Here is a 22,528-nt window from a genome sequence, read left to right as displayed (position 1 = left end):
CAAAATGAGGAGGAAAACGAACTATGCGATCACGATTACTCGCAGCCTTAATCTTTACGTTTATGACGACGCTCACGACGTTCATCTGTTATACCGTCTTCTTAGACGCGGATGCGTTATGGCAAATCCTGCTTGCCTATGCAGGCAGTACGTTCATCGGAACGCTCGCGTTTTGGTATCCGGTCAGCAGACGCTCTCAAACGTCCCGCTTCGGTGGCGCATGGATCGGCATCATGATTACTGCAACGACACTCATTGGCTTCACCGTCATCCGCTTCACATTCCGCGGGGACGCAGCAGCATTGCTCGACTGGCAAACGATGCTGGCGAGTCTTGCCTACACATTCGGTTATGTCGGATGGGTGCTCACAATCTTGAATATCGTGCTCGGCTTCTTACTCGCCGGCACTCGTCCAAAAGTACGCTACGAAGCGCGTCCGATGCGCTGATTGAAGTGACCAGGGGATTCTCCTGGTCGCTTTTTTGTGCACAAAAAAACCGTAGAATGCTCTACGGTCATTGCAATTTATACGATTTATCCACGACACCATACTCCGCGTACTGGAATGAGTTGTCTGCGAATTGGTCTGGGACAAGCCGTTCCACATAGCGTGCGAACGGGACGATGTGACGCGTCGTGTCATGTGACCGTCCGAGATCAAGCACCGCATCGACGAGCGCTTCGAGTGCATGATGTGTCGTCGGCTCTTCATCTTGGTCAAAGATTCGTTGTAACTCTTCTTCGTGCATCAAGTCAAAGATGCGCATCCGCTCTTCGAGTTGCCGTTGCATTTCTTCGACGGACTTCCCGTGCATCGCTTCTTCATAGGCGAGCTTCATCTGTTCGAGTTCCGGCACTTTTCCTCGCATGAGGACTTTGAGCGACTCGCCCGTCCAAATATGGCGTGCCAAATAGTTCGGGTCGATTTGCAAAGCGTCTGCGAGCGCCTCTATGTAAGGCATGGTCGGATAGACCTCACTCAGTTCGGTACGTCGGATAAAGTACGGTGCGACACCAATCTGTTCTGCAAGCGTCTCAATCGACAATCCTGCCCGTTCCCGTAATATTCGAATCCGATCCCCGTATCCCCGGTATGGTGCATTTTTTCCATCCATCTCAATTCCCCCTTCCCTCTCTTCATTATAATTCCCGCATTCGCAAAAAAATACTCGGAAGCCTAAGCTCCCGAGTCATGGGTCGTCTTCTTATTTCTTTGTCAACTCGACGACTTCCGAAGATCCAGCTGTCACCGTGTCGCCTTCTGCGACAAGTTTGTTCACGCCGAAGCTGTCGTGGTTCGTGATGATGATCGGAGTGATCGTCGATGGCGCGTTCGCTTTGATGAAGTCGAGGTCGAACGTGACGAGTGGGTCGCCTGCTTTGACAGATTGACCTTCTGTAACGTGTGTCTCGAAGCCTTCACCTTTAAGGTTTACCGTATCCAAACCGATGTGAATCAAGTATTCCGCACCGTTGTCCGCGTTGATACCGATCGCGTGTTTTGTTGGGAATACTGTCGCGATTGTTCCGCTAACCGGTGAGACGACTTTTCCTTCTGTCGGCTCGATTGCGATCCCGTCACCCATCATTTTTTGTGAGAATACTTGGTCCGGTACGTTCGTGATGTCGACGACCTTTCCTGTAAGCGGTGAAACCGCGTTGAGTTGTTCTTCTTTACCACCAAAAAGTTTTTTAAAGAATCCCATAGCTTAATCCCTCCAACATGTTCTATTGAATCGAAGTCTTCACTTTTATACCCGAAAAGCTAATACTTCAATCCCTACCCTATTAACGGTATAGTTGTAATAAGGTAGTGCGAAATCGTTTTACACATCGTAAGAATACGAGTGTGCAATCGCTTTTGCAAGCCCTTTTTACACTTTGTAAAAATTTCACACGATGGAGGCGCTTACAATGACGACTTTCACAAAATTGTCATATGAACGGCCCGACTTGGACGCTTTAAACAGCAGATTGTCGGACTATTCTGCCGAATTACAGCAAGCCAGCACACTCGAGGAAGCGAACGAGCTCATTCGCCAAATCAACAAAGAACGGAACGACTTTGAGACACAAAGTCAACTCGTCGCGATCCGACATTCGGTCGACACACGCGATTCGTTTTACGAAGAAGAACAGGCCTTCTTTGACGATGCACTTCCGGTCTATGAGAAGGAGATTCAAGCGTACTATCGCGTGTTGACGAACCACGAGCTTCGCACTGAACTCGAAGCGGAATGGGGCAGCCAACTGTTCTCTCTCGCCGAGCGCGCACTTGAAACGTTCGAGGAGTCACTCATCCCGAAACTGCAGGAAGAAAACCGCCTCGCGACAGCTTATCAAAAGGTCATGTCCGCTGCGCAAATCGAGTTTGACGGCAAGACACTCAACTTGTCACAGTTCGGCCCATATCTTCAATCACCAGACCGTGATGTCCGAAAAGCCGCATCTGTCGCCCGCTATACATACCTTTCTGACAACGGCGATGAGCTCGACCGCATTTATGGGGAACTCGTACGCGTCCGTACGGAAATCGCTCACGCGCTCGGCTTCCCGTCGTTCGTCGAACTCGGTTATGCACGGATGCAGCGTGTCGGTTATGACGAGTCGATGGTCGACAACTTCCGGAAACAAGTCCGTGACGTCATCGTCCCGCTCGCTTCTGCTTTGAAAGAAAAGCAGGCGAAACGAATCGGTGTCGACCACCTCTATTACTATGACGAGTCGTTCGTCTTCCCAGACGGAAACGCGACACCGCAAGGCGATGAGTCGTTCATCATCGAAGGCGGAAACAAAATGTATCGTGAACTCTCAAATGAGACGGACGAGTTCTTCCAGTACATGCAGGAACGCGGCGCCCTCGACTTGACGGCGAAACCAGGGAAATCTGGCGGCGGATACTGCACGTACTTACCGTCTGAAGGACTTCCGTTCATCTTCTCGAACTTCAACGGGACGGCAGGCGACATCGATGTTCTCACGCACGAAGTCGGTCATGCCTTCCAAGTGTATGAAAGCCGTCATTTGACGACACCGGAATACGCCTTCCCGACTTATGAGGCGTGTGAGATCCACTCGATGTCGATGGAATTCTTCTGTTGGCCATGGATGGAGCTCTTCTTCGGCGACCAAGTCGACAAGTATAAGTTCAATCACTTGGCAGGTAGCATGACGTTCCTTCCGTATGGCGTGCTCGTCGATGAGTTCCAACATGTCGTCTACCGCAACCCAGAGATGACAGCTGCCGAGCGTCGTCAGGCGTGGCGCGATTTGGAGAAGGTCTATCTCCCGCACCGTGATTATGAGACGAACGACTATCTCGAATCGGGCGCATGGTGGCACCAACAAGGTCACATCTTCCAAAGCCCGTTCTACTATATCGACTATACGCTCGCACAAGTATGTGCATTCCAGTTCTGGGTGCGCATGCATGAAGACCGCGAAGCGGCATGGAGCGATTACCTCACGCTCTGTCAGGCAGGTGGAAGCCGTTCGTTCCTCGAGCTCGTCGAACTGGCAGGTCTCAAATCACCATTCGCAGACGGCGTGTTGAAAGAAACGATTGATCAAATCGAAGACTATCTCTTGAAACATCCGCTCGCGAACTAACGAGTAAAATGATTACTGAATTTTTTCCAATCAATAGGCTTACCAAAAGAAATTCGGGCGCTTTGGAAAAATAACATTTCAGAATTATTTTATTCACTTGATATGAAAAATAGCAGAAATGACTCTACTGAATTCGAGTTATTTCTGCTATTTGTTTTTTTATTCTTTTATGACTGATACCCAAGAGAATTCAGATTTCAAGCAACACGGTTTTGCACTACTTAGTTTAGACTCTTCTCTACAAAAAAATTCACTCCATATCGATTAAGAAGTAAGAAGAAGACAACAATTAAATTCATCTCACTTCTACCATCGTTACTTATAATCATATAATTTAATGTAGCAAGCAATATCAATATATTGAGAGCTTGCAGCAACAATAAATTTTTAACTTTATGATATTTTGTATTTTCAATATTTTTAGTTTCAAGCTGCATTCTATTTTTTTCTTCCAAAAACAAAAAAAGTAAATCACTAGAAAATTGCTTACGTTTAAATTTGTACAGAGCAATGACCATACATAAGACTATTGAAATCTCAAAAAATAAAAGTACATTTAGAAACATGAAAACTCCTCCGGTAAACTAGTTTAAGTTAATCGCTTCGTGTATCACGATCATCAATAGTCATGTACGTCTATTTTACTTCAATAATTCTGAGATTCCAGTTACCTTTTTAAATGAAAGGGAAATATGATGATCTTCTAGCTCATATAAAGAAATCACTTTTCAATCACCAATACATAATTAAAAATAATCGAAATACTAATTCATCTCATTTTGCAGTTCGAACGGCAAGTCCTCTAAATCGATTTGACGGCTGTCGAACAAGTTGAACTGTTGCAGGCGACTTTCGAGATAGTCTTGAAAAATGCGCGCTGCCTGTTCGCCGGACAAACCATTCAAATCCGGTACTTGTGTCACGGACAATTCAATCGCATGTAGCCCATAGTCAGGCAAGCGGGATTCAATCTCCGCAAGTTCTTCATTGGTCAGTCGTTTCCCCGTCGTCGTCACGAGAAGCAAATCATCATCTTCCTGATAGTCCTGACTGATAATGATGGCGTCTGAAAACTCTTCTTCGATGAAATTGTTGATTCCCGTCCGGACGATGCTGTCTTGAACGAGCGTCGCGGCCGAGAAGATACTTGGGACGACGATGAAGACAGACAAGGCAATGAGAAGTCGATTGATTCTTTTATGGTTCGCGTCTTGCTTCGTCAACACTTGTGAGATACCCATGAACTTGACTCCGATGAACGTCGCAATGGCGATGAACGCGCAGTTGATAACGAACAGATAACTCGACCCGATCAAATAATCGACGTTCCACGTCGCAATCGAATAGCCGACCGTACAGAGCGGGGGCATCAAGGCGGTCGCGATGGCGACACCTGGGACGATGTTATTGCTCATCTTCTTTTGCGCCCCGATGATGCCGGCAGTCCCCCCAGCGAAAGCGATGATGACATCCCAAATCGTCGGCTCCGTTCGGGCAATGATTTCATTACTCGCATAGGTAATTGGCGAGATAGCGAAATAAATGGTCGCGACGGTGAGACTGACTGCGACTTGGACCAGAAGTAAACGCACACCCGCTCGAAGAAGTTTCATGTCATAGAGCGACAAGGCGAGACCGATACTCAAGATAGGCGTCATGAGCGGCGAAATCAACATCGCCCCGATAATGATGGGAATGGAATTCATATTCAATCCGATTGACGCGATAAAGATGGAGCACATCAAAATGACGGAATCACTCGGCCGTACTTTTAAATTCGAGTACATCTTGTCTTTGAATTCTTCAGCGGTGTACGTCTGTTCCATATAGAGTTCAGCTCCCTTGTCGTATCGATGTCATCTACACAAGCAAGTCCTCCCTTTATTTACCCGCATCAAGTAAAGGGCAATCGATTTCGCCAAAAGAAAAACTGGACCTTTGTTTGGTCCAGTTCACGTCGTCAAATGACATCTAACGGTTGTTTCGTTGTCGGTGGCGGGAACGCCTCATCGAGCGAAGCAAAATCTTCCTCACTCATGTCGAGCAAGAGCGCTGCCGCATTCTCCTCGACATGCTCGGCCTGCCCGGCTTTCGGGATGGCGATGACGTGTCCGCTCCGGATCGTCCAAGCAAGTAAGACTTGCGCGACTGAGGCACTATACGACTCCGCGATCCGATTGATCGTTTCGTTATTGAAGACCTCTTCTTTCACGTCACTTCCTTCAGCGAGTGGAGCGTATGCCATGACAGGAATCCCTTGTTCTTTTAGATAAGGAAGGAGGTCGTACTCAATCCCGCGACTGCCAAGATGATAGAGCACTTGATTGACCGCGCACTTGTCTCCATTCGGTAGCGACAGCAATTCCTTCATATCGTCCACGTCGAAGTTCGAGACTCCCCATGCCCGAATCTTTCCGTCCGCTTTAAGCTGTTCCATCCCTTGAATCGTCTCCTCGAGCGAGGCATCGCCTCGCCAATGGAGTAAGTAAAGATCCAGGTAGTCCGTCCCGAGTCGTTCGAGCGACGCATCACATGCGCTGACGAGTTTGTCGCCATACGCATTGTATGGATACACTTTCGAGACGAGAAAGACATCTTCGCGTCGGTCTTGGATTGCTTCCCCTACCAACTTCTCAGACTCCCCTTCCCCATACATTTCCGCCGTGTCGATGACATGGAGTCCGCAGTCGATTCCTGTCCGAAGTGCCTCAACCTCGGCATCATGCTTCGATTTGTCTTCCCCCATGCGCCATGTACCTTGTCCGAGTGCGCGCATCTCGCGCCCGTCTTTCAATTTGACGACGTTTTGCTTCAAAGCTGCAAGTAATAAAGAATGTGGTAGTCGTTGATTCATAACGTTTCCTCCTTTGTCCATGCTTCATGTAGTGGACCCGTCGTCCCGAAGACGGGGTCAAACTTCGGTTTTTCGACTTGTTCGATTCGCTTTACGTTGTCCGGTCGTTCTTCGGTCTTTCCTGTCAACGTGTCATAGTCACGACCGTCCGGGTATGCCCCGACCACTTGAAAATCTTCGCTCGCCTCGATGCGACGATGTCCCGTTCCCGCCGGTAAGACGAGGACATCACCTAGGCGGACGCGGACGAGGTCACCGTTCGTCCCTCCGAGTTGAAGCGTCGCTTCACCTTGTAATATGCCCAATACTTCATGCGTGTTGCTGTGATAGTGATGATAGTCGAACACCCCGTTCACCCAACTGTTCGTCCATTCATTATGGGCAAACGTCTCTCGCATCCCGCTCGGGTCATCAAAGACGCCACGATAGAGGAGCGCCGGATAATCCGGATGGTTGGGAATGGAGCCGTCATCTGTAAACAAAAAAGTTTTCACGTCCATCCTAATTCCCTCCTTGTCTCTGTCCCTGTACCCGACTTGTCACTACGAAAAACGGTCGTCCGTATTGGACGACCGTGATGGTTATGAAATGACCTCTTCACCGGACTGATCGATATGGCACTCGCCCCAGGCGCACATGGCGTCCAAGATTGGCTTGAGTGACCATCCGTACTCAGAGAGTGAGTAAATGACTTTCGGCGGAACTTGCTCGAACACCGTACGAACGACGACACCATCCGCTTCGAGCTCACGCAATTGTTGGGTGAGCATTTTTTGCGTGATGTTCGGCATGAGTTTACGCAGTTCACTCGTCCGTCGCTCCCCTTTAATCAAGTGACACATGATGACGACTTTCCACTTACCGCCGATGACGTCAAGTGTCGCTTCGACCGGAATATTATATGGCATTTCGTTTCCTCCATTTCTTACATAGGCACTTTTTGGTGCCTACCGCACTAAAAAGTACGTACTTCTCAAACTGTTTTCATGCACTTATGATAGCAACTGTAGCAAATCTATACAAGTTCATTTCGCTTGTAACATCCCCTTGAGACGGTAAGGTACTTTTTCGACCGTACTGAACAATAGAGGAAAGTGAGATGTCTTTGCTATCCGGAGACGAAGGGCCCTCGTCTTCCACACTATTCATTTATTTTAGGAGGAACTACTCATGAATCAACCGTACACACAACCTATCGAAGAACAGGCACCTAAAAATGGAGGGTTGGCATTACTCGCCCTCGCGATCAGCGCTTTCGGCATCGGAACGACCGAGTTCGTCCCGGTCGGTCTCCTCGCATCGATCGCAAGTGATTTAAACATCGGCATCACTCTCGCGGGTCTCATTATCTCGGGTTACGCGATCGGCGTAGCCGTCGGTGCACCGATTTTGACGGCACTGACGAACCGGATGAACCGCAAGACGTTACTCATGGCACTCATGGTCGTCTTCATCGGCGGAAACTTGGTCTCGGCCATGTCGACCACCTTTGAACTTTTGATTGTCGCCCGATTTATCACCGCATTCTCGCATGGTGTCTTCTTCTCCATCGGGGCAACGATTGCTGTTCAACTCGTACCACCACATAAAAAAGCGAGTGCCATCGCACTCATGTTCACAGGTTTAACTGTCGCAACCGTTACAGGAGTCCCACTCGGTACTTTCATCGGACAAGCGTTCGGATGGCGCGCCACATTCTTCGCCGTCGCAGCACTCGGTATCATTTCAATCATCGCAAGTTTCTTCTTGATTCCAAAAGATTTGAAACAGTCACCCCCAGCGAAGTTCTCAGATATGAAGAAACTGCTCACAAACGGTCGTCTCATGCTCGGATTCTTGATTACAGCACTCGGTTACGGTGGAACGTTCGTCGCCTTCACGTACTTGACACCCATCATGCAAGACGTGACAAAGATCAGCCCGAGCTTGATCAGTGTCGTCTTACTCGTTTACGGAATCGCAGTCGCTATCGGGAACGCGGTCGGTGGAAAGCTCGCCAACGAAAATCCAGCGAAAGCATTGTTCTATATGTTCATCGTTCACGCAGCGGTCATGATCATCATGTCGTTCATGATTCCGTTCAAAGTGGCAGGTTTGATTGCCATCGTCTTGATGGGACTCCTCGCCTTCATGAACGTGCCTGGACTTCAACTGTATATCGTGCAATTGGCTGAAAAATATGTACCTGCCGCTGTCGATGTCGCATCCGCACTCAACATCGCGGCCTTCAACATCGGGATTGCCCTCGGCGCAACAATCGGTGGACTCGTCACCGATTCAATCGGACTTGTGCATACCCCTTGGGTCGGTGGCATCATGGTCATCATCGCCGTCATCTTGACAGCCATTTCACGTCGTTTGGAAGCAAACTAAGGAGGCGCTTATGTTCAACAATCATAGAAGCTACAACCGGATGTACCGGGAGGGCGAGCTCACGCTCGGCCTCCACATTCCTTTAGAGAATTTTAAAATGCGTACCCCGACCCTCGAGCGTCAAGTCGAGCTTGCCCAAAAGGCAGACGATTACGGCTTCACGGTTCTTTGGTTACGGGATGTCCTACTAAAAGACCCGAACTTTTTAGACCCGGCTGTCGGTCAAATTTACGATATGCTAATCTACGGAACACATTTACTTGGTCAAACGAAAAACATTGCGCTCGGTACGTCCGCGCTCGTCTTGCCACTCCGTCACCCCCTTCGTTCGGCGAAGGAAGTCGCAACGATTGAAGCATTGTTCCCAGAACGATTGATTCTCGGGATCTCTTCAGGTGACCGTCGTGCCGATTTCAAAGGGCTCGGAGTCGATCACCCGACACGTGGCGACCAGTTCAAAGAGTCGCTTCGTGTCATGGAGCAGGCGCTCTATAACAACTACCCAACTATTGAATCACCTTATGGGGAGGTCGAACAGGCAACGCTCGTGCCACGTCCGAAGAAGCGGATCCCGACGATGATCACCGGGTTCGCACAACAAGACATGGACTGGCTTGGGGCGAACGGAGACGGGTGGACGTACTACCCGCAGGCACCTTTCGCACAACAGCAAGTGCTCGACGCGTGGCGTGCGAGCGGTGAAGCGCATGGTCGTGCCTTCCGTCCCTTCTCGATGCCGATGCATCTTGATTTGACGCACGACAAAGACGAGCCACCGACACCGATTCGTCTCGGATTCCGACTCGGTCGCAACCACTTGATCAAGTTGCTTGAAGCGTATCGTGCCATCGGCGTGAACCACCTCTTCTTCGCTCTCTTCGACGGAGAACGTCCAGCCGAAGAAGTCATCGATGAATTAGGTGAATATGTACTTCCACATTTTCCACCACTTGATTGAGGTTTGCCCTACTCCTATTTTTAAAAACGAAGCTGAAAGAAACGTAAAACAAGCCAGAACCGTAAGTCGGTTCTGGCTTGTTCATTATCGGACTTCATTCTCCAATTGTTTCAACTTTGTCGAGTAATACTCGATGATGTCACGGCGTCGGATGATGCCGATGAAATACTTCCCATCATCGACGACCGGCACGAAGTTTTGGTCCGTGATCGCATCGACGAGCTCTTCAATTTGTGCCGTAATCGAGACCGGCTTATAGCGAACGCGTTGCTTGATGTCTTTTAGACGTGTCCGGAGCACTTTTTCATAGTCTTCTTCCCCGCGAAGCTGTTCTGCGAGTGCCCAGAGTAAATCCCCCTCTGTCATCGTCCCGGCGTAAAATCCGTTCTCCGAAACGAGTGGGACAGACGTGAATCGATGATGCTTCATCTTTTCAAGTGCTTGTCGTACCGTTGATTCGGGGTCCAAATATTTGACGTCTTCTTTCGGATATAAAAAGAAAGCGATATTCATTTAAATCTCTCCTCAATCTGTTAATCCACCCCGCTATTGTACCATGAATGGTAGGACAGGTTGAACTAAATCCATGTTCTAATCTAGTTTCATCCCCCTTTCTCCAAAACAACACAAAAAAACATCGTGACTCTAGTCACAGCGATGTTTCAGTGATTCAAAAAATGGAAGGGAACTCCAATTGAATTATACCCGTTTTTGTTGGTTCTTACCCTTATCGACATACAAAAAGCCCCCGATTCGGAGGCCATCGATTATTGAACAAACTGCAACAACGTATCGTTAAATTTCTCTCGTTCATCCAGCACCGTACCGTGTCCACTCTCTTCAAAGCGCTCGATTCGCGCGTTCGAGATGCCTTGTTCCATCTGCTCGGCGAATGCGAAAGGACAGATCTTGTCATGCACCCCATGGATGATCAACGTCTCGACATCAATTTTCGGCAAGGCATCTCGCAAATCTTCGTCACGTAACGCCTGTGCCGAGGCAATCGTCCCATGGCTCGACGCGACGAGCGCGAGATGGTGGAACCAGTTTTGCATCGGTTTCGAATGTTCTTTCTCGAAGAAGATTTCTCCGAACCCTTCGAGCATCTTCGGTCGGTCGGCCCGTGTATCGTCAATCAACGCGTCGACTTCGTCCGTTGTCATTCCATATGGATAATCTGCACGCTGTGTGAAGATTGGTGCCGCAGCTCCGGCCAAGACCAATTTGTTGAGTCCATCCTCTTTATAGTCGGCTGCGTAGCGAACTGCAATCGCCCCACCCATTGAAAAACCGACGAGCGTGAAGTTTTTTAAGCCAAGTCCGTAGACGACCATATGCACATCAGACGCCATTGTCTCATAGTCATAACCTGTCGCCGGGGCATCAGATTTCCCGTATCCTCTGAAATCAATGCCGATGTAGCGATATCCCGCTTCGACGAGCGCATTCTTCTGATACTCGAACATATTGTTGTTTGCTGGCCAGCCGTGCAAGAAGACAATCGGTTCCCCAGACCCGACATCCTCTACGTATAGATTTGTACCGTCATGTGCTGTAATATATCCCATCATCCAACCTCCACAGTCATTATTTAGCGAAAACACTCACAACCTCATTATTCCCTATTCCGACTTCGAGAAACCCTCTTATGTGTCGCGCCAGAGCGCTTCACCTTTTAGATAACCTTCAACGGCTTTCGCTCCTTCTCGTAAAACAGCTTCTCGCCAATCCGCGTTTTCCGGATAGAACATCGCCATGAATTCGTTTTGAATACCGTTTCGTGCCTCAGGGTCCTTTGTCCCTTCAAAGTACAGCCGGTTCTCTAAAATAATCGTTAAAAATTCACGGATGGATGCTTTTGTCGACGTCCCAAACGTACCGAATTCAAATAAGGCAGAAACGAGACCCTTGTCCGGGTATTCCGTATCGCGCACGTAGTAAAAATGATTCGTCGAATCTCCGAGTACCTCGTCCGGGTCATACACGTTGACGTTGTCTAGACCGTACGCTTGTTTTAACTCATCTTCCGTGCGACCGTCCCGTTTGCTGATGACCATCGTGACCTCGTTCGTCGGTCCGAGTGCGGTATGCCAATCGAGATGGACGACTTTTCCGTAGCGCTCAAGTAAATCATGTTGAATCCCTTTTAAAAAGATGGCAGACGGTTCGTCTTCTTCTCCCCCGTAATACACACCTTTCGGGAATTGATATTGCCCCATCCCTTTTGCTCCACTCATCGCTTTGAAGCCATCAAGCTTAATTCCAGAGCCGAGAAATGAATAGATCTGTTCACGCGCCTCATGGTAGTCGTCAATTACTCCATCCGGTACGAAGAGATGGCGCATCAGCTCATATTCACGGTTCACGTTATATGGGACCGACTCACGATCAATGACGTAATTTCTGTTCAAATCGACATTGTGTTCATTGACACGTCGAAAGTGTTTCATCCCCCATGGATTCACTGCATGTATGAGACAAATCCCCGTCGTCTCATGATGGACATGCGCGAGTTGCGTTTGTACAAATTGATGGGTCACCGCGGCGCCCGCATACCCTTCAATCCCATGTTCCCCGATCGTCATGAGAATCATCGCTTTTCGTTCTCGTTTCGGTTCTCCTAAAATGACGTCGATACTCTCATCCCCGATCGAGTGTGTCAACAGCTCCGCTTTCGGATAAAATCGTTTCACTTCAGACAGTAAGTTCAAGAACTTCTCTCGCGACTCTTCGTAAGATGATGAAAAATACTGGCTCATCGCACTCTCCTCCAATCTCTCTTCTCTCTATCCTTTCCCATCCTGAGGCAATCTAAAAACGCCTCCTTTGAGAGGAAGCGTTTCAATCAAGGGGTGCGGATTCGTTTCGAATGTTGACGTCGGAACGCCATCATATAAAAGATTGGTCCAATTAAGACGGCACCGAACAACCAGTAGAGACCAGCATTCGCATACAGTCCTTCGAAAGAACGGAACACCCAAGCGAGAATGGTGAAGGCGACCATCAACTCGATGGTCCACAGTAGCCCACGACGAACCGCTAGGAAGACAGTGTTCGTTTTTTGGAAGAAGGCTGCGACGAATGCGATTAAGAATGCCGGAAAACTCGAAAGCCACAACATTCGATTCAACGAACTTTCAGCAAAGTACGAGTTGCCAAGAGACATGGTGATCAGAAAATGCATCAAGAGGACAAGCACGACGACAATCCAACCGACCAATACATCCCGCTCCATTTTTTTCATCACAACCAGCTTCCTCTCTGAAGAGTTGAATACTATATATTTACCCGCTTTTCTCTTCTTCTCGTCCTCTTCAACTAAAAAACGCACTCTGTTATCAGAATGCGTTTCGTGTATTATCCGACCAACTCACGCGCCCACGCTTTCGCGCGTTCGAGTTCGCCTTCCTTCAACATCTCCGTCGTCCCATCGACGAGGAACGACTCTTTTTGGACACCCGTCGCCCCTTTTTCAATCATTTCCCCTTCGACCCGATTGACGGCATGACCGAACCAATCAATGATTTTACCAAGTATCGGATTCTGTTTCTCTTTGACGACACTCGTGTCAAAGGCAGCCGTCCGTTTCCCTCGTAACGCATTGTCCGAAATTCCGTCCAAAAATACTTTAATGTCTTCCGTTTCGTATCCCCCATGTGTCGGTGAGCCGATGATGACCAGGTCGACATGTGCCAAGTCGCCTAATCCAATATTCAATACGTGTTCCATACGTGCCTCATGGTCTTTCGACAGCTCTTGCTGCATCGCATGAGCAATCTTTTCAGTATGACCATATAGTGAGTCAAAAATAATCAAGATGTTCATGATAAATCCCCCTTTACCGAACCTTTCTTTATTCCCGTTCCCATTTCCACGTTCGTTCATGCTTCTTTTTGGTACAGCGAACTTCGCTTGAAGAACGACCAACTTATCATGATGATGCCCATCCCGAGCAGCAAATAGCCGAAGAAGGTGATAAAATCACGTGAATGATACGGTGCTTCGAATCGATACTCCGCTCGCTTCCACTCCGAACCGTCCTCGACCGCAATGACGTCTTCCACAGACTCCCCGTCGACTTCACGGTACACCGTCCCAATCGGATATCCGTTCGAAGCATTCCCATAGTAACGTCCCGTCTCATCATTGACCACTGTCTCCACTTCACCGATCACGTCACCGAGTGCATCCTCTTCGATTGTTGTGTCGAGCACTTCATATGCGTTTCGGTCGAACACGACAAACGTATAGGCCCAGGAAAGGGCAGATGCGGGCAGCGCAATCGAGAGTGAAAGGAGCATCAAGAAAATCAGTCGCCTCATTTGAGACTCCAGACGAATGTCGCCGAATCACTGACGTCAATGTCATCTGGTTCGAGTTCGGGCATCCGTGATTCCGAATAGACGACGTCCTGACTATAGAGGACGTTTGTAGGCGAAAACAGGTGAATCTCCCCCCACGTGTAGTCAATTTGAAGCAAGTCCCCTAGTTCAGCGCCTGCTCCCTTCGCAAGGAGTTCTGCTCGTTTCTTCGCATTCTCCGCAGCACTCACCAATAGCTGATCTTCAATCGTATTCGGGTCTTTCATCGTGAAACGAATGGAGAGTGTAGGATTTGCGCGAGATTGACTGATTTGTTCGATGACGTCCGATAGTTTGGACGTATCGAGCGCAAATTCGAGCTTCGTCTTCTGTTTACAGACGTATCCGACAAACCGAGACCGATAATTCTCATCTCGATCACGATAGCTCTCATATTCCGTATCGATGGAAAAGTCACTCGTTTTAAGGTCCGTCTTGTCAAACCCTGCGCTCGTGATGGCTTTTTGAAGATGGGACACCGCACTTGTCGCCTCGGTCATCGTATCTTCGTATCGTGGCGCTTTCGAGACAAGGTCCATGTGAATCACAATCAAATCAGGTCGAGATGAGACATTCCCTGTCCCTTTTACGGTAATCTTCCGTTCCATATCCATTTCCCCCTTATCGATTTGAGTTCTCCATTATTCTGAAAATCGCGTCATCATCCAGTGCTCTACTTCATCGAGTGAGTCCAAACCTTGTAAGGACGGGTAAGCATCCCGCTCGAACAACAATCCGTTCGGCGTATCTAAAAACAGATAGCGTTCCCCATCCGGAAAACCGTAATCGGCAATGTCTTTCAATCGAAGTGTCGCTTCATTTTGTTCCCAGACAAACTCGTCATCGTATGGAATCGGCATGAAAATCCCTTCCATGCCTTGTTTCACGTGCGAGATAACGGACGCATCTGTTGTCTGTCCGGTTTCCTTGATGGCATCAGCACGAACAATCAAATCTTGCCCGACTTGCACATCCCCACGATACACATTGGATACGTGTATCTTGGTAAGAGACTGATATTCTGTCTCTCCGTTGAAGTCAATCTCGATATGCCAAATATCCGTGACCGTTCCTCTGACCACGACCGGATCCCATTTTGAGAATAGTTCATCCTCTGTCATCTCCATCATATTTTCCTCGGAAATATCTGGTTTTACTTTTGATTGATCGACAATGTGAACGGAAGTCGCAGTAGAATCCGTGGATAGCGTGATTTGTTCGTTCCAGACATTCGATGTGAAGAGCATGAATCCCGCAGCGACAGCGATGAGGAGTCCTGCTCCCCATTGCAGTCGTTGATAAGGTTTTCGCTCTATCATCATCGATTCCTCTATGTACCGGTCATCGACTTCCCCGAGTAGTCGAAGGATCTGCTCACTTTTCATACGCGAACTCCTTCTGCTTCAAGCGCTCGCTGTAACGCATCCCGCGTGCGCTTCAAAGTCATTTTGACATGGCTCTCACCGAGCTGATGTGTCGTTGCAATTTCTTGAATCGAGTGTAAATAGAAATAACGTTGCATGAACATCACCCTTGTCAGTCGAGGTAGGTCTGCTAGAAATTCATTCAACACGTCGACGAGGTCTTCGTCTTTCATCGATTCCGTAAGGACATGTTCTAGTTCTTCATAGACGAGCGGTACTTCCCCACCGCCGCGTTTTTTTGCATGATTCTTCTTATAACGCTGTAGTGCGAGATTTCGCACGATCTTCGTCAAATACGCTCCGAGTCGAAGCGGACGTGTCGGCGGGATCGACTCCCACGCTTTCATATATAAATCGTTCAAACACTCCTCTGTGTCTTCGCGATTCTGTAGAATATTATAAGAAACACGATGACAATAGCTTCCGTATTTCTTCTTCGTCGCGACAATCGCATACTCCGATCGTTCCCAGTACCAATCGATGATGACCTGGTCATCCATCCAGTTACCCCCTTCGTAATAATCCCTCTATAACTATAGATCCCAACCTCATATCATCGGTCACAATCTATCAAAAAAAACCTCGTCATCGAGACGAGGAATGTTATCCTGATTCATCATTGCTTCCAAATCGATACGACAAGCCCGCCAATGTAGCCAATCATCGCCCCGCTCGCAATCCCATATGTCAATTGAATATGGAAGAAGAACGAGAGAATTACACCGAGTGTCGTCCCCGCAATCAACCCAAAACAAATGATACAATCTTTCCATTCTGGTGAATCCATCTTGCTCCTCCTAACCTATGCGCTCAATCTGACGAATTCATCTCTCCAATCGCTTTGAGACCTTTTAGTGTCCTAACTTTCCGAGTATGATGTTGGACCGCATAAGCCAACATCGCGACGACAGCTATGTTCAATAGGATGGTCCACTGCGCATATGGATTGGAAAGATTCGCTACCACCACAACAAAATTGGCGAGTCCCACTGCTCCATACAGTTGGATGATTCGTTTCTCCCGCTGAATCATCGAATCAAAATCCGAATACAATTGGAACGGTCCGTCACTCGTTCGTTTTCGTAAAAAGATCCACCGATACGACGTATCGACCACTTCGACTCCAACTTCATCTAAGAATTCCATATACGCCTTCGACTCGGGGTGAGAAGGTAAGTTGGACAACAATTCGATTCGGTAGGTGAACGTCCCAGGTTCAACTTGTTTGAACACATATCGCATCAAACGAAAGGATTCGAGCGCCCAACCGGTTTGAGCCATCTCATTGAGCCACTTCTCTTCCTTCTCATAATCAACAAATATGCGATAGACCGTTTTCGTCTTCATGTATCCAACTCCTTCGTCCATTCATGTCCGTGCTGCACCAGTTCTTCTAGTCGCCTTAATTCCGACCGAAGTGCCTCTCGACCAGTTGCCGTGATTTCATACTCTTTCTTCCGCCCCGTACCTTCGAGCGCCTGAATCCAACCTCTCTCTACTAGACTACTGAGGGCGCCGTATAATGTACCTGGCGCGAGTTGAACCCGCCCATTGCTCAATTCTTGAACGAATTGCATCATCCCATACCCATGCCTCGGGACTTGCAGAGATAATAATATATAATAAACCGCCTCGGTTAATGCGCCTGTATTTGACTGTTGTGTCACGTATCCCGCTCCTTTGTATCGTTCTTCGTTATATCGTCATCCGATATATCAAAAATATCCTATTTTTGGTTAATTAACAAGAGCTGTGACAAAATATTTTTATTTTGGTCGTTCTTCGTATAGTTTTGGCAATCTTGTTTTGTTTGTCATGACATCATAAAAAAGGGACTCAATATGTACTGAGCCCCTTGTTTTGTACTTCATGGTTTGTCATGAATTTTTCAATAATCTACTTAATCATTTTCTTGTTTCAATCGGTCGATAATGTTATCTTTCTTTATTTTTGAAACGGAATATAGCATCGAGGCACCCACAATCATAAAAATCATGATGACGACAAACAAAATGCTATTCCACGGCAAGGTAAACGGAGCATCAAACGTATTGATTTGCGCTCGATAGATGAGGTACATGATGAGAAGACTGATGGGAATCCCATACGCAAGGGCTTTCACCCCATAAAAAATGCTTTCATAGTACACCATCTTATTGAATCCTTTCGGAGTCATCCCAACCGAACGAAGCATCGCAAACTCACGACGACGAAGTGAGACGCTCGTTGAAATCGTATTAAAAATGTTCGCAATCGAGATTAGCGAAATTAGCACGATAAACCCGTACACAAATATTGATAAAAGTAACAACATCTGTTCTTGTTGTTCACGTTGTTCCGATACGTTAAAGACATACAAATCCAAATTCTGTTCCGCTTCAATCACTTGTTGTGTGTCCTCGGGGTCATCTGTATTCAACGCGATTGACGGACTCGATTGTTTCATCAAATCCCCGATTGCGTCTTCTTCAAACGTCCCTTCTCGTACTATCACATCTAGCCATCCAAGAGAACCTGTCATCACACCGGTCGGGGCGATATCTGTCATTGCGCCAACTTGAATCGTTCTAAGCGGTGCCGCGTCGCCCGTTGCATTCTCGTCTCTCAATTCAAACGTATCACCGATTTCTGCTTCGACCGTCTCTGAAGTGATGAATTTTTTCTGATCCATGTCTTGATACGAAATCTCATCAATCAAGACGGCTCCTGGTAGGTCCCCGTCTTCAAAACGACTGACAGGCGCTCCGATTTGTTTCAAGTACGCATTGAAACTTTCATCATCTAATTGATAGAGGGATACGTAGTACATAAATTTTCCGTCAACGATCGTTGATGCAAAATTCTCGTTCTTGGTAATCGCACTCGGTAATTGAGATTTGCTGACCATCGTTTGGACCGTTGCATTTTCAAAATATGTTCCGTTCGTCACATGATCTAACGATTCATAACGTCGTAAATCATTTTGATCAAGCGTTGAACCATTCACAAGAATATCGAAATCATAGTCTGCTTGAGACATGTCAAGGGACTGTTCGAGACGATCAGTGAAGTAACTGACCACTAAAAACAGGACGATACTGATGACGAGCGAGAAGACGGTAACCAGATACCGTTTACGGTTGCGCTTCGTATTCTTCAACCCAATCTCTGCTTCTAAACCGAAAAGACGACGAACTAGTTTTGACGTCTTCACTTGTTTTGACGTCAATCGTACATCTTGCGTTTGACGAATGGCGTCAATCGCAGAAATCTTTGAGGCTCGACGCGCCGGAAGATAGCAGGAAATGAAAATGGTTACGCTCGAAATGAAGAGAGTTAATAGTAAAGTAATCGGTGTGACGACAACTTCAAACTTCTCCGTCACGTTTAACGCTTTTTCGGCAAATGCATTGATGAATAGGAATGTGAACGCAATACCCGTAATCCCCGCCAGGATACCGAGTGGAATGCTAATCCCCCCAATGACCATCCCTTCAAAATAGACCGAGTTCCGCTTTTGTCGCTTCGTAGCCCCGATACTTGCCAACATTCCGAGGTAACGAGAACGCTCCGACACACTGATGGCGAATGCGTTATAGATTAGAGAAATCGAACCGATCACAATGACCGCCATGATGATTCCACCAAATCCATATAGCGTTTTACGCAAGCCATCGTCATTTGTCACTCCATAATAACGAAGCAACGAGGAATTGTAGGCGACACGTTCTATGTTCTGTTCGGTCATCAACTGTTTCGCTTCCGAATAAATCGAGTTGTCTACATCGTTCAAGGCGACGAACGTTTCGACTCTTGCTCCATTCAATTCTTGATCATCGATGAATCCGACGACTGTATACCCTGGCGACCAAGTCGGTTCCCAGTCAGGTCGAGCCATCGTTCCAACAACCGTCAATGTCACCGTATCCTCAACGTTTAATTGTTCGAGAATCGTCTCATCTTCTCGGATCAAACCATCATTTTGTGTCAACACGTGACCTGATGACGGATCAATCCGCTCTCCAATCTCAAGTGTCAATTCATCACCGATGTTATAGGTGACGAGGGCATTTTGGCGAATCCCTTCTGAAATGACGACTTCGCCTTCTTTTTCCGGTAGACGCCCCTCAGTCAAGTCAATTGGAAAACTCTTCAATCCGGATGTGTTATAGTTTCGAACATATAAGTATGGTTTGTAAGCATTTTGTGACTCTTCTAGTTGAGCATAACCATCATTTGAAAGGATGACAGCCTTCGTGTTCGCATCATCCCGAATAGCTTCGACTTGCTTTTCGTTTGTATCTAGATACTGAACATGCCATTCTCCGTTATCTGCGATGTCTTGACGAATCATCAAATCCAAAAAAGAAGATCCGAGCGTTGTGACAGCTGTAATCATCGATACAGAGATGATGACTCCGATGATTGTAACAAGCGAGCGTCGTTTGTTCTCGCGCAAATGCCGAAGTGTCATTTTATTGATGATGTTCATGCGCGGACGACCTCATTCTTCGCAATCTTGCCATCTTCAATCGAAATGATACGATCCGCCTGTAAGGCAATCCGTTCGTCATGGGTAATGATGATGAGCGTTTGATTGAATTTCTTATTGAATAGTTTTAACAGGCTCATGATTTCTTCACTATTTTGACTATCCAAGTTTCCTGTCGGCTCGTCGGCTAAGATAATAGCTGGATTACTAATCAGTGCCCGACCGATGGAAACGCGCTGCTGTTGCCCTCCCGATAATTGATTTGGTAAATGGGTCAATCGGTTTGACAAGCCCAAGATGCCGATGATGCGTTCCAAGTGAGCGATATCCACTTTTTGTTCATCTAATAGCATCGGTAACGTGATGTTCTCTTCGACCGTTAAAATCGGAATCAAGTTATAAAACTGATAAATCAAACCGATTTGTCGACGACGGAAAATGGCAAGCTGCGTCTCGTCCAATGCATAAATGTCTGTTTGATCAATCAACACCTGTCCACTCGTCGGCACATCGACACCACCAAGTAAATGCAACAATGTCGATTTCCCCGAACCCGAAGGCCCGACGATACAGACAAATTCACCTTTCTTCACCGTGAACGAGACGTCATCGAGCGCTCTGACCTCCATCTCGTCCTTGCCGTATACTTTCGATAAGTTTTGCACTTCTAATATGTTCATGTTTGCACCCTCCAGTACTTGATCTACTTCGAGTGTACCGAGTGAGTGTGACTCGTCTGTGACTCGAAAGTGACGATTTCGTCACTTAGCGGTCAGACAACTGCTTTATAGAAGCGAATATGAAAATCCGTTCCGACCCCAGGTTCGCTTCGAACAGTCAACTCACCTTCCTGGCTCATAATGATACTGTGTGCCATGGCAAGCCCAATCCCGACACTTTCTTCGCTCGCATTCATACCTTTATAAAACCGTTGGAAAATGTACGGGAGGTCTTGTTTTGCGACGCCAATCCCCGTGTCACGAATCACAATTTCTGTATACAGCGTATTTTCACTGAACTCGATGAATACATCGCCCTGTTCCGGCGTATGCTCCACGCAATTTTTTAAGATGTTGATGAGTGCCTCTGTCGTCCACTTCAAATCACCCTCGAATGTAACATCTTTTTCGCCTTGAACGTGAAGTCGTTGCATTTTAATATCAATCGGTACGAGCATCGGTTCCGCTACGGCTTCAATGAGCGCAGGGACAGATACCAATTCGCGCTTGAAATGTATTGTCCCGGCATCAATTTTTGATAGTTTGAGAAGAGAAGACAAGAGCCACTCCATTCGTTCAAGTTGTACTTGTACGTTATGGGTGAACTCTTGACGCTTTTCCTCGGATAGACGAGGGTCACTGAGGAGATCCGCCATGACGGTCATCGAGGTGAGCGGTGTCTTCAATTGATGGGAGATATCGGAGATCGCATCCGTTAACTTCTGTTTATCTTCTTCAAGATGCGCTCCTTGTTCAGATAGCATTTTCGTCACTTTGTAGAGTTGGCTCTTTAACAAACTGAGCTCCCCTTCGCGATTATCACGGACATCCAATGTATAGTTGCCATTACTGATTTCTTGAAGATATCCCGAGAGCTGCTCGATTTCTCGATAACGCCATGCCGTGAAACGATACGTAACGCCGAAAAGTATGATTGCTAATAGGACGACCAGAACGGCCGCCTCTATGGACATGAATAAGACGGCAATACCTACAGCTATTCCAATAAAAAATAGACAAGTGAACAAGTATATTCTTATTTCTTGGTTTCGCAACATATTAACGCCCCACCTTGTATCCGATTCCACGCACAGTCGTAATAAGCATCGGGTGTTGTGGATCATCCTCTAGTTTCTCGCGGAGTCGCTTAATATAAACGGTCAACGTATTATCGTTCACGAATTCCCCACCCACATCCCAAATCTGATCGAGTAGTTGGGCCCGTGACAACACTTGCCCTGTATGCCTCCCAAAGATGAGCAACAAACGATACTCGAGCGCTGTCAACAAAATTTCGTCCCCATTCTTTTTTACTTTTGCATCTTGCGTATTGATTTCAACTGGACCAATCGTCAACAGAGGCGAGCGTACGTTTTTATTGTATCGACGAAGTACCGAGTGAATTCGTGAAACGAGTTCTCGGACACGGAACGGTTTCGTGATGTAGTCGTCCGCTCCCATATCGAGTCCCATCACCACATTCACTTCATCATCGAATGCCGTCAGAAAGATGACAGGGATGTCTTGTTGTTGCTTCACGAGCCGACATAAGTCATATCCACTCCCATCTGGCAGTGACAAATCAAAGAGGCATAAATCAATTGTATGTAACTGTTGTTTAATCATAAGCGTCGCGTCAGCCACGTTTTGGCATAACGTTGTTCTAAATTGTTCTTGTTCGAGTGAATATTGGAGACCGGAGGCGATCGTCCGGTCGTCTTCTACGATTAGAATATGCATGGTATTCCCTCCTGACTC

Annotated in this window: 27 protein-coding genes; 4 read left to right on the top strand and 23 right to left on the bottom strand. The window is 47.3% G+C overall.

Annotated elements, in window-relative coordinates; translation table 11 throughout:
• Positions 1–23: 23 nt before the first annotated feature.
• Positions 24–449, top strand: coding sequence for a hypothetical protein (locus tag KOG47_RS03025; protein WP_026825360.1), 426 nt, complete (start codon positions 24–26; stop codon positions 447–449).
• Positions 450–516: 67 nt separating this feature from the next.
• Here the strand turns inward: KOG47_RS03025 and KOG47_RS03020 are convergent, their stop codons facing one another.
• Positions 517–1,116 carry a helix-turn-helix domain-containing protein gene (locus KOG47_RS03020; protein ID WP_074036173.1) on the bottom strand — a complete coding sequence of 200 codons (600 nt, stop codon included), beginning with the start codon at positions 1,114–1,116 and terminating at the stop codon, positions 517–519.
• Between the two features lie 90 nt (positions 1,117–1,206).
• Positions 1,207–1,707 (bottom strand): PTS sugar transporter subunit IIA, encoded by a 501-nt coding sequence (locus KOG47_RS03015; RefSeq protein WP_012727005.1) that lies wholly within the window; start codon positions 1,705–1,707, stop codon positions 1,207–1,209.
• A 208-nt stretch (positions 1,708–1,915) separates the two neighbouring features.
• Between KOG47_RS03015 and KOG47_RS03010 the strand changes: the two genes are divergently transcribed.
• Positions 1,916–3,610 (top strand): M3 family oligoendopeptidase, encoded by a 1,695-nt coding sequence (locus tag KOG47_RS03010; RefSeq protein ID WP_031422757.1) that lies wholly within the window; start codon positions 1,916–1,918, stop codon positions 3,608–3,610.
• Positions 3,611–3,831: 221 nt separating this feature from the next.
• On the opposite strand, the gene KOG47_RS03005 is transcribed toward KOG47_RS03010, so the two are convergent.
• The 5 genes from KOG47_RS03005 to KOG47_RS02985 all read right to left on the bottom strand — a co-directional run bounded on the left by KOG47_RS03005 (position 3,832) and on the right by KOG47_RS02985 (position 7,372).
• Positions 3,832–4,176, bottom strand: a complete 345-nt coding sequence (locus KOG47_RS03005) for a hypothetical protein (protein ID WP_215243746.1) — start codon at positions 4,174–4,176, stop codon at positions 3,832–3,834.
• 198 nt (positions 4,177–4,374) lie between these two features.
• Complete coding sequence (locus tag KOG47_RS03000; protein WP_215243745.1) at positions 4,375–5,436, bottom strand: DUF389 domain-containing protein; 1,062 nt, start codon at positions 5,434–5,436, stop codon at positions 4,375–4,377.
• 134 nt (positions 5,437–5,570) lie between these two features.
• Complete coding sequence (locus KOG47_RS02995; RefSeq protein ID WP_276551143.1) at positions 5,571–6,464, bottom strand: aldo/keto reductase; 894 nt, start codon at positions 6,462–6,464, stop codon at positions 5,571–5,573.
• Positions 6,461–6,964: a cupin domain-containing protein gene (locus tag KOG47_RS02990; RefSeq protein WP_074036164.1), complete on the bottom strand. Its 504-nt coding sequence runs from the start codon at positions 6,962–6,964 to the stop codon at positions 6,461–6,463. Before KOG47_RS02990 ends, KOG47_RS02995 begins: the two co-directional genes overlap by 4 nt.
• Before the next feature lie 81 nt (positions 6,965–7,045).
• Positions 7,046–7,372: a winged helix-turn-helix transcriptional regulator gene (locus tag KOG47_RS02985; RefSeq protein ID WP_078147375.1), complete on the bottom strand. Its 327-nt coding sequence runs from the start codon at positions 7,370–7,372 to the stop codon at positions 7,046–7,048.
• Positions 7,373–7,634: 262 nt separating this feature from the next.
• Between KOG47_RS02985 and KOG47_RS02980 the strand changes: the two genes are divergently transcribed.
• Positions 7,635–8,837 carry an MFS transporter gene (locus tag KOG47_RS02980; protein WP_215243744.1) on the top strand — a complete coding sequence of 401 codons (1,203 nt, stop codon included), beginning with the start codon at positions 7,635–7,637 and terminating at the stop codon, positions 8,835–8,837.
• A gap of 10 nt (positions 8,838–8,847) precedes the next feature.
• Positions 8,848–9,795, top strand: a complete 948-nt coding sequence (locus KOG47_RS02975; protein WP_215243743.1) for a TIGR03571 family LLM class oxidoreductase — start codon at positions 8,848–8,850, stop codon at positions 9,793–9,795.
• Positions 9,796–9,879: 84 nt separating this feature from the next.
• Here KOG47_RS02975 and KOG47_RS02970 read toward each other — a convergent pair whose 3' ends face one another.
• From KOG47_RS02970 to KOG47_RS02895, 16 genes are all read right to left on the bottom strand, one after another.
• Complete coding sequence (locus KOG47_RS02970) at positions 9,880–10,308, bottom strand: CBS domain-containing protein (RefSeq protein ID WP_012727014.1); 429 nt, start codon at positions 10,306–10,308, stop codon at positions 9,880–9,882.
• A 254-nt stretch (positions 10,309–10,562) separates the two neighbouring features.
• Entirely contained in the window at positions 10,563–11,366 is an 804-nt protein-coding gene (locus tag KOG47_RS02965; protein ID WP_215243742.1) for an alpha/beta fold hydrolase, read from the bottom strand.
• 75 nt (positions 11,367–11,441) lie between these two features.
• Positions 11,442–12,554, bottom strand: coding sequence for a M14 family metallopeptidase (locus tag KOG47_RS02960; protein WP_215243741.1), 1,113 nt, complete (start codon positions 12,552–12,554; stop codon positions 11,442–11,444).
• An 86-nt stretch (positions 12,555–12,640) separates the two neighbouring features.
• Complete coding sequence (locus KOG47_RS02955) at positions 12,641–13,039, bottom strand: hypothetical protein (protein ID WP_214690608.1); 399 nt, start codon at positions 13,037–13,039, stop codon at positions 12,641–12,643.
• A gap of 113 nt (positions 13,040–13,152) precedes the next feature.
• Entirely contained in the window at positions 13,153–13,620 is a 468-nt protein-coding gene (locus KOG47_RS02950; RefSeq protein WP_012727018.1) for a flavodoxin family protein, read from the bottom strand.
• A 56-nt stretch (positions 13,621–13,676) separates the two neighbouring features.
• Positions 13,677–14,117, bottom strand: coding sequence for a hypothetical protein (locus tag KOG47_RS02945; protein WP_074036149.1), 441 nt, complete (start codon positions 14,115–14,117; stop codon positions 13,677–13,679).
• A complete protein-coding gene (locus KOG47_RS02940) occupies positions 14,114–14,764 on the bottom strand; it encodes an SIMPL domain-containing protein (RefSeq protein ID WP_159562697.1) in 651 nt (216 codons plus the stop codon). Before KOG47_RS02940 ends, KOG47_RS02945 begins: the two co-directional genes overlap by 4 nt.
• A 33-nt stretch (positions 14,765–14,797) precedes the next feature.
• On the bottom strand, positions 14,798–15,541 hold the full coding sequence (locus KOG47_RS02935) for a hypothetical protein (RefSeq protein ID WP_215243740.1): 744 nt from the start codon (positions 15,539–15,541) through the stop codon (positions 14,798–14,800).
• Complete coding sequence (locus KOG47_RS02930) at positions 15,538–16,080, bottom strand: RNA polymerase sigma factor (RefSeq protein ID WP_078147384.1); 543 nt, start codon at positions 16,078–16,080, stop codon at positions 15,538–15,540. The genes KOG47_RS02935 and KOG47_RS02930 overlap by 4 nt, the downstream gene beginning before the upstream one ends.
• Positions 16,081–16,196: 116 nt before the next feature.
• Positions 16,197–16,367 carry a hypothetical protein gene (locus tag KOG47_RS02925; RefSeq protein ID WP_159562700.1) on the bottom strand — a complete coding sequence of 57 codons (171 nt, stop codon included), beginning with the start codon at positions 16,365–16,367 and terminating at the stop codon, positions 16,197–16,199.
• A gap of 23 nt (positions 16,368–16,390) precedes the next feature.
• Positions 16,391–16,927 (bottom strand): DUF2812 domain-containing protein, encoded by a 537-nt coding sequence (locus tag KOG47_RS02920; RefSeq protein WP_215243739.1) that lies wholly within the window; start codon positions 16,925–16,927, stop codon positions 16,391–16,393.
• Positions 16,924–17,247, bottom strand: coding sequence for a PadR family transcriptional regulator (locus KOG47_RS02915; RefSeq protein WP_031422720.1), 324 nt, complete (start codon positions 17,245–17,247; stop codon positions 16,924–16,926). Before KOG47_RS02915 ends, KOG47_RS02920 begins: the two co-directional genes overlap by 4 nt.
• A gap of 233 nt (positions 17,248–17,480) precedes the next feature.
• Positions 17,481–20,051 carry an ABC transporter permease gene (locus tag KOG47_RS02910; RefSeq protein WP_215243738.1) on the bottom strand — a complete coding sequence of 857 codons (2,571 nt, stop codon included), beginning with the start codon at positions 20,049–20,051 and terminating at the stop codon, positions 17,481–17,483.
• Positions 20,048–20,731: an ABC transporter ATP-binding protein gene (locus KOG47_RS02905; protein ID WP_074033830.1), complete on the bottom strand. Its 684-nt coding sequence runs from the start codon at positions 20,729–20,731 to the stop codon at positions 20,048–20,050. The genes KOG47_RS02910 and KOG47_RS02905 overlap by 4 nt, the downstream gene beginning before the upstream one ends.
• A 92-nt stretch (positions 20,732–20,823) precedes the next feature.
• Positions 20,824–21,828, bottom strand: coding sequence for a sensor histidine kinase (locus KOG47_RS02900; RefSeq protein WP_215243737.1), 1,005 nt, complete (start codon positions 21,826–21,828; stop codon positions 20,824–20,826).
• Between the two features lies 1 nt (position 21,829).
• Entirely contained in the window at positions 21,830–22,510 is a 681-nt protein-coding gene (locus KOG47_RS02895; RefSeq protein ID WP_215243736.1) for a response regulator transcription factor, read from the bottom strand.
• Positions 22,511–22,528: the final 18 nt, after the last annotated feature.

Source organism: Exiguobacterium sp. s121 (assembly GCF_018617245.1).
In the GTDB taxonomy this organism is placed as follows: domain Bacteria; phylum Bacillota; class Bacilli; order Exiguobacteriales; family Exiguobacteriaceae; genus Exiguobacterium; species Exiguobacterium profundum.
Note: the sequence above shows the minus strand (reverse complement) of the source record. Positions and strands in the feature narration are given on the sequence as shown.

Coding starts and splice junctions, on each gene's coding strand:
- KOG47_RS02955 (WP_214690608.1), bottom strand. CDS start 13,039: ATGAAAAAAATGGAGCGGGATGTATTGGTCGGTTGGATTGTCGTCGTG.
- KOG47_RS03015 (WP_012727005.1), bottom strand. CDS start 1,707: ATGGGATTCTTTAAAAAACTTTTTGGTGGTAAAGAAGAACAACTCAAC.
- KOG47_RS02895 (WP_215243736.1), bottom strand. CDS start 22,510: ATGCATATTCTAATCGTAGAAGACGACCGGACGATCGCCTCCGGTCTC.
- KOG47_RS02975 (WP_215243743.1), top strand. CDS start 8,848: ATGTTCAACAATCATAGAAGCTACAACCGGATGTACCGGGAGGGCGAG.
- KOG47_RS02970 (WP_012727014.1), bottom strand. CDS start 10,308: ATGAATATCGCTTTCTTTTTATATCCGAAAGAAGACGTCAAATATTTG.
- KOG47_RS02985 (WP_078147375.1), bottom strand. CDS start 7,372: ATGCCATATAATATTCCGGTCGAAGCGACACTTGACGTCATCGGCGGT.
- KOG47_RS02900 (WP_215243737.1), bottom strand. CDS start 21,828: ATGTTGCGAAACCAAGAAATAAGAATATACTTGTTCACTTGTCTATTT.
- KOG47_RS03000 (WP_215243745.1), bottom strand. CDS start 5,436: ATGGAACAGACGTACACCGCTGAAGAATTCAAAGACAAGATGTACTCG.
- KOG47_RS03010 (WP_031422757.1), top strand. CDS start 1,916: ATGACGACTTTCACAAAATTGTCATATGAACGGCCCGACTTGGACGCT.
- KOG47_RS02925 (WP_159562700.1), bottom strand. CDS start 16,367: ATGGATTCACCAGAATGGAAAGATTGTATCATTTGTTTTGGGTTGATT.
- KOG47_RS02910 (WP_215243738.1), bottom strand. CDS start 20,051: ATGAACATCATCAATAAAATGACACTTCGGCATTTGCGCGAGAACAAA.
- KOG47_RS02995 (WP_276551143.1), bottom strand. CDS start 6,464: ATGAATCAACGACTACCACATTCTTTATTACTTGCAGCTTTGAAGCAA.
- KOG47_RS02950 (WP_012727018.1), bottom strand. CDS start 13,620: ATGAACATCTTGATTATTTTTGACTCACTATATGGTCATACTGAAAAG.
- KOG47_RS02990 (WP_074036164.1), bottom strand. CDS start 6,964: ATGGACGTGAAAACTTTTTTGTTTACAGATGACGGCTCCATTCCCAAC.
- KOG47_RS03025 (WP_026825360.1), top strand. CDS start 24: ATGCGATCACGATTACTCGCAGCCTTAATCTTTACGTTTATGACGACG.
- KOG47_RS02980 (WP_215243744.1), top strand. CDS start 7,635: ATGAATCAACCGTACACACAACCTATCGAAGAACAGGCACCTAAAAAT.
- KOG47_RS02920 (WP_215243739.1), bottom strand. CDS start 16,927: ATGAAGACGAAAACGGTCTATCGCATATTTGTTGATTATGAGAAGGAA.
- KOG47_RS02940 (WP_159562697.1), bottom strand. CDS start 14,764: ATGGAACGGAAGATTACCGTAAAAGGGACAGGGAATGTCTCATCTCGA.
- KOG47_RS03005 (WP_215243746.1), bottom strand. CDS start 4,176: ATGTTTCTAAATGTACTTTTATTTTTTGAGATTTCAATAGTCTTATGT.
- KOG47_RS02945 (WP_074036149.1), bottom strand. CDS start 14,117: ATGAGGCGACTGATTTTCTTGATGCTCCTTTCACTCTCGATTGCGCTG.
- KOG47_RS02905 (WP_074033830.1), bottom strand. CDS start 20,731: ATGAACATATTAGAAGTGCAAAACTTATCGAAAGTATACGGCAAGGAC.
- KOG47_RS02960 (WP_215243741.1), bottom strand. CDS start 12,554: ATGAGCCAGTATTTTTCATCATCTTACGAAGAGTCGCGAGAGAAGTTC.
- KOG47_RS03020 (WP_074036173.1), bottom strand. CDS start 1,116: ATGGATGGAAAAAATGCACCATACCGGGGATACGGGGATCGGATTCGA.
- KOG47_RS02935 (WP_215243740.1), bottom strand. CDS start 15,541: ATGAAAAGTGAGCAGATCCTTCGACTACTCGGGGAAGTCGATGACCGG.
- KOG47_RS02965 (WP_215243742.1), bottom strand. CDS start 11,366: ATGATGGGATATATTACAGCACATGACGGTACAAATCTATACGTAGAG.
- KOG47_RS02930 (WP_078147384.1), bottom strand. CDS start 16,080: ATGGATGACCAGGTCATCATCGATTGGTACTGGGAACGATCGGAGTAT.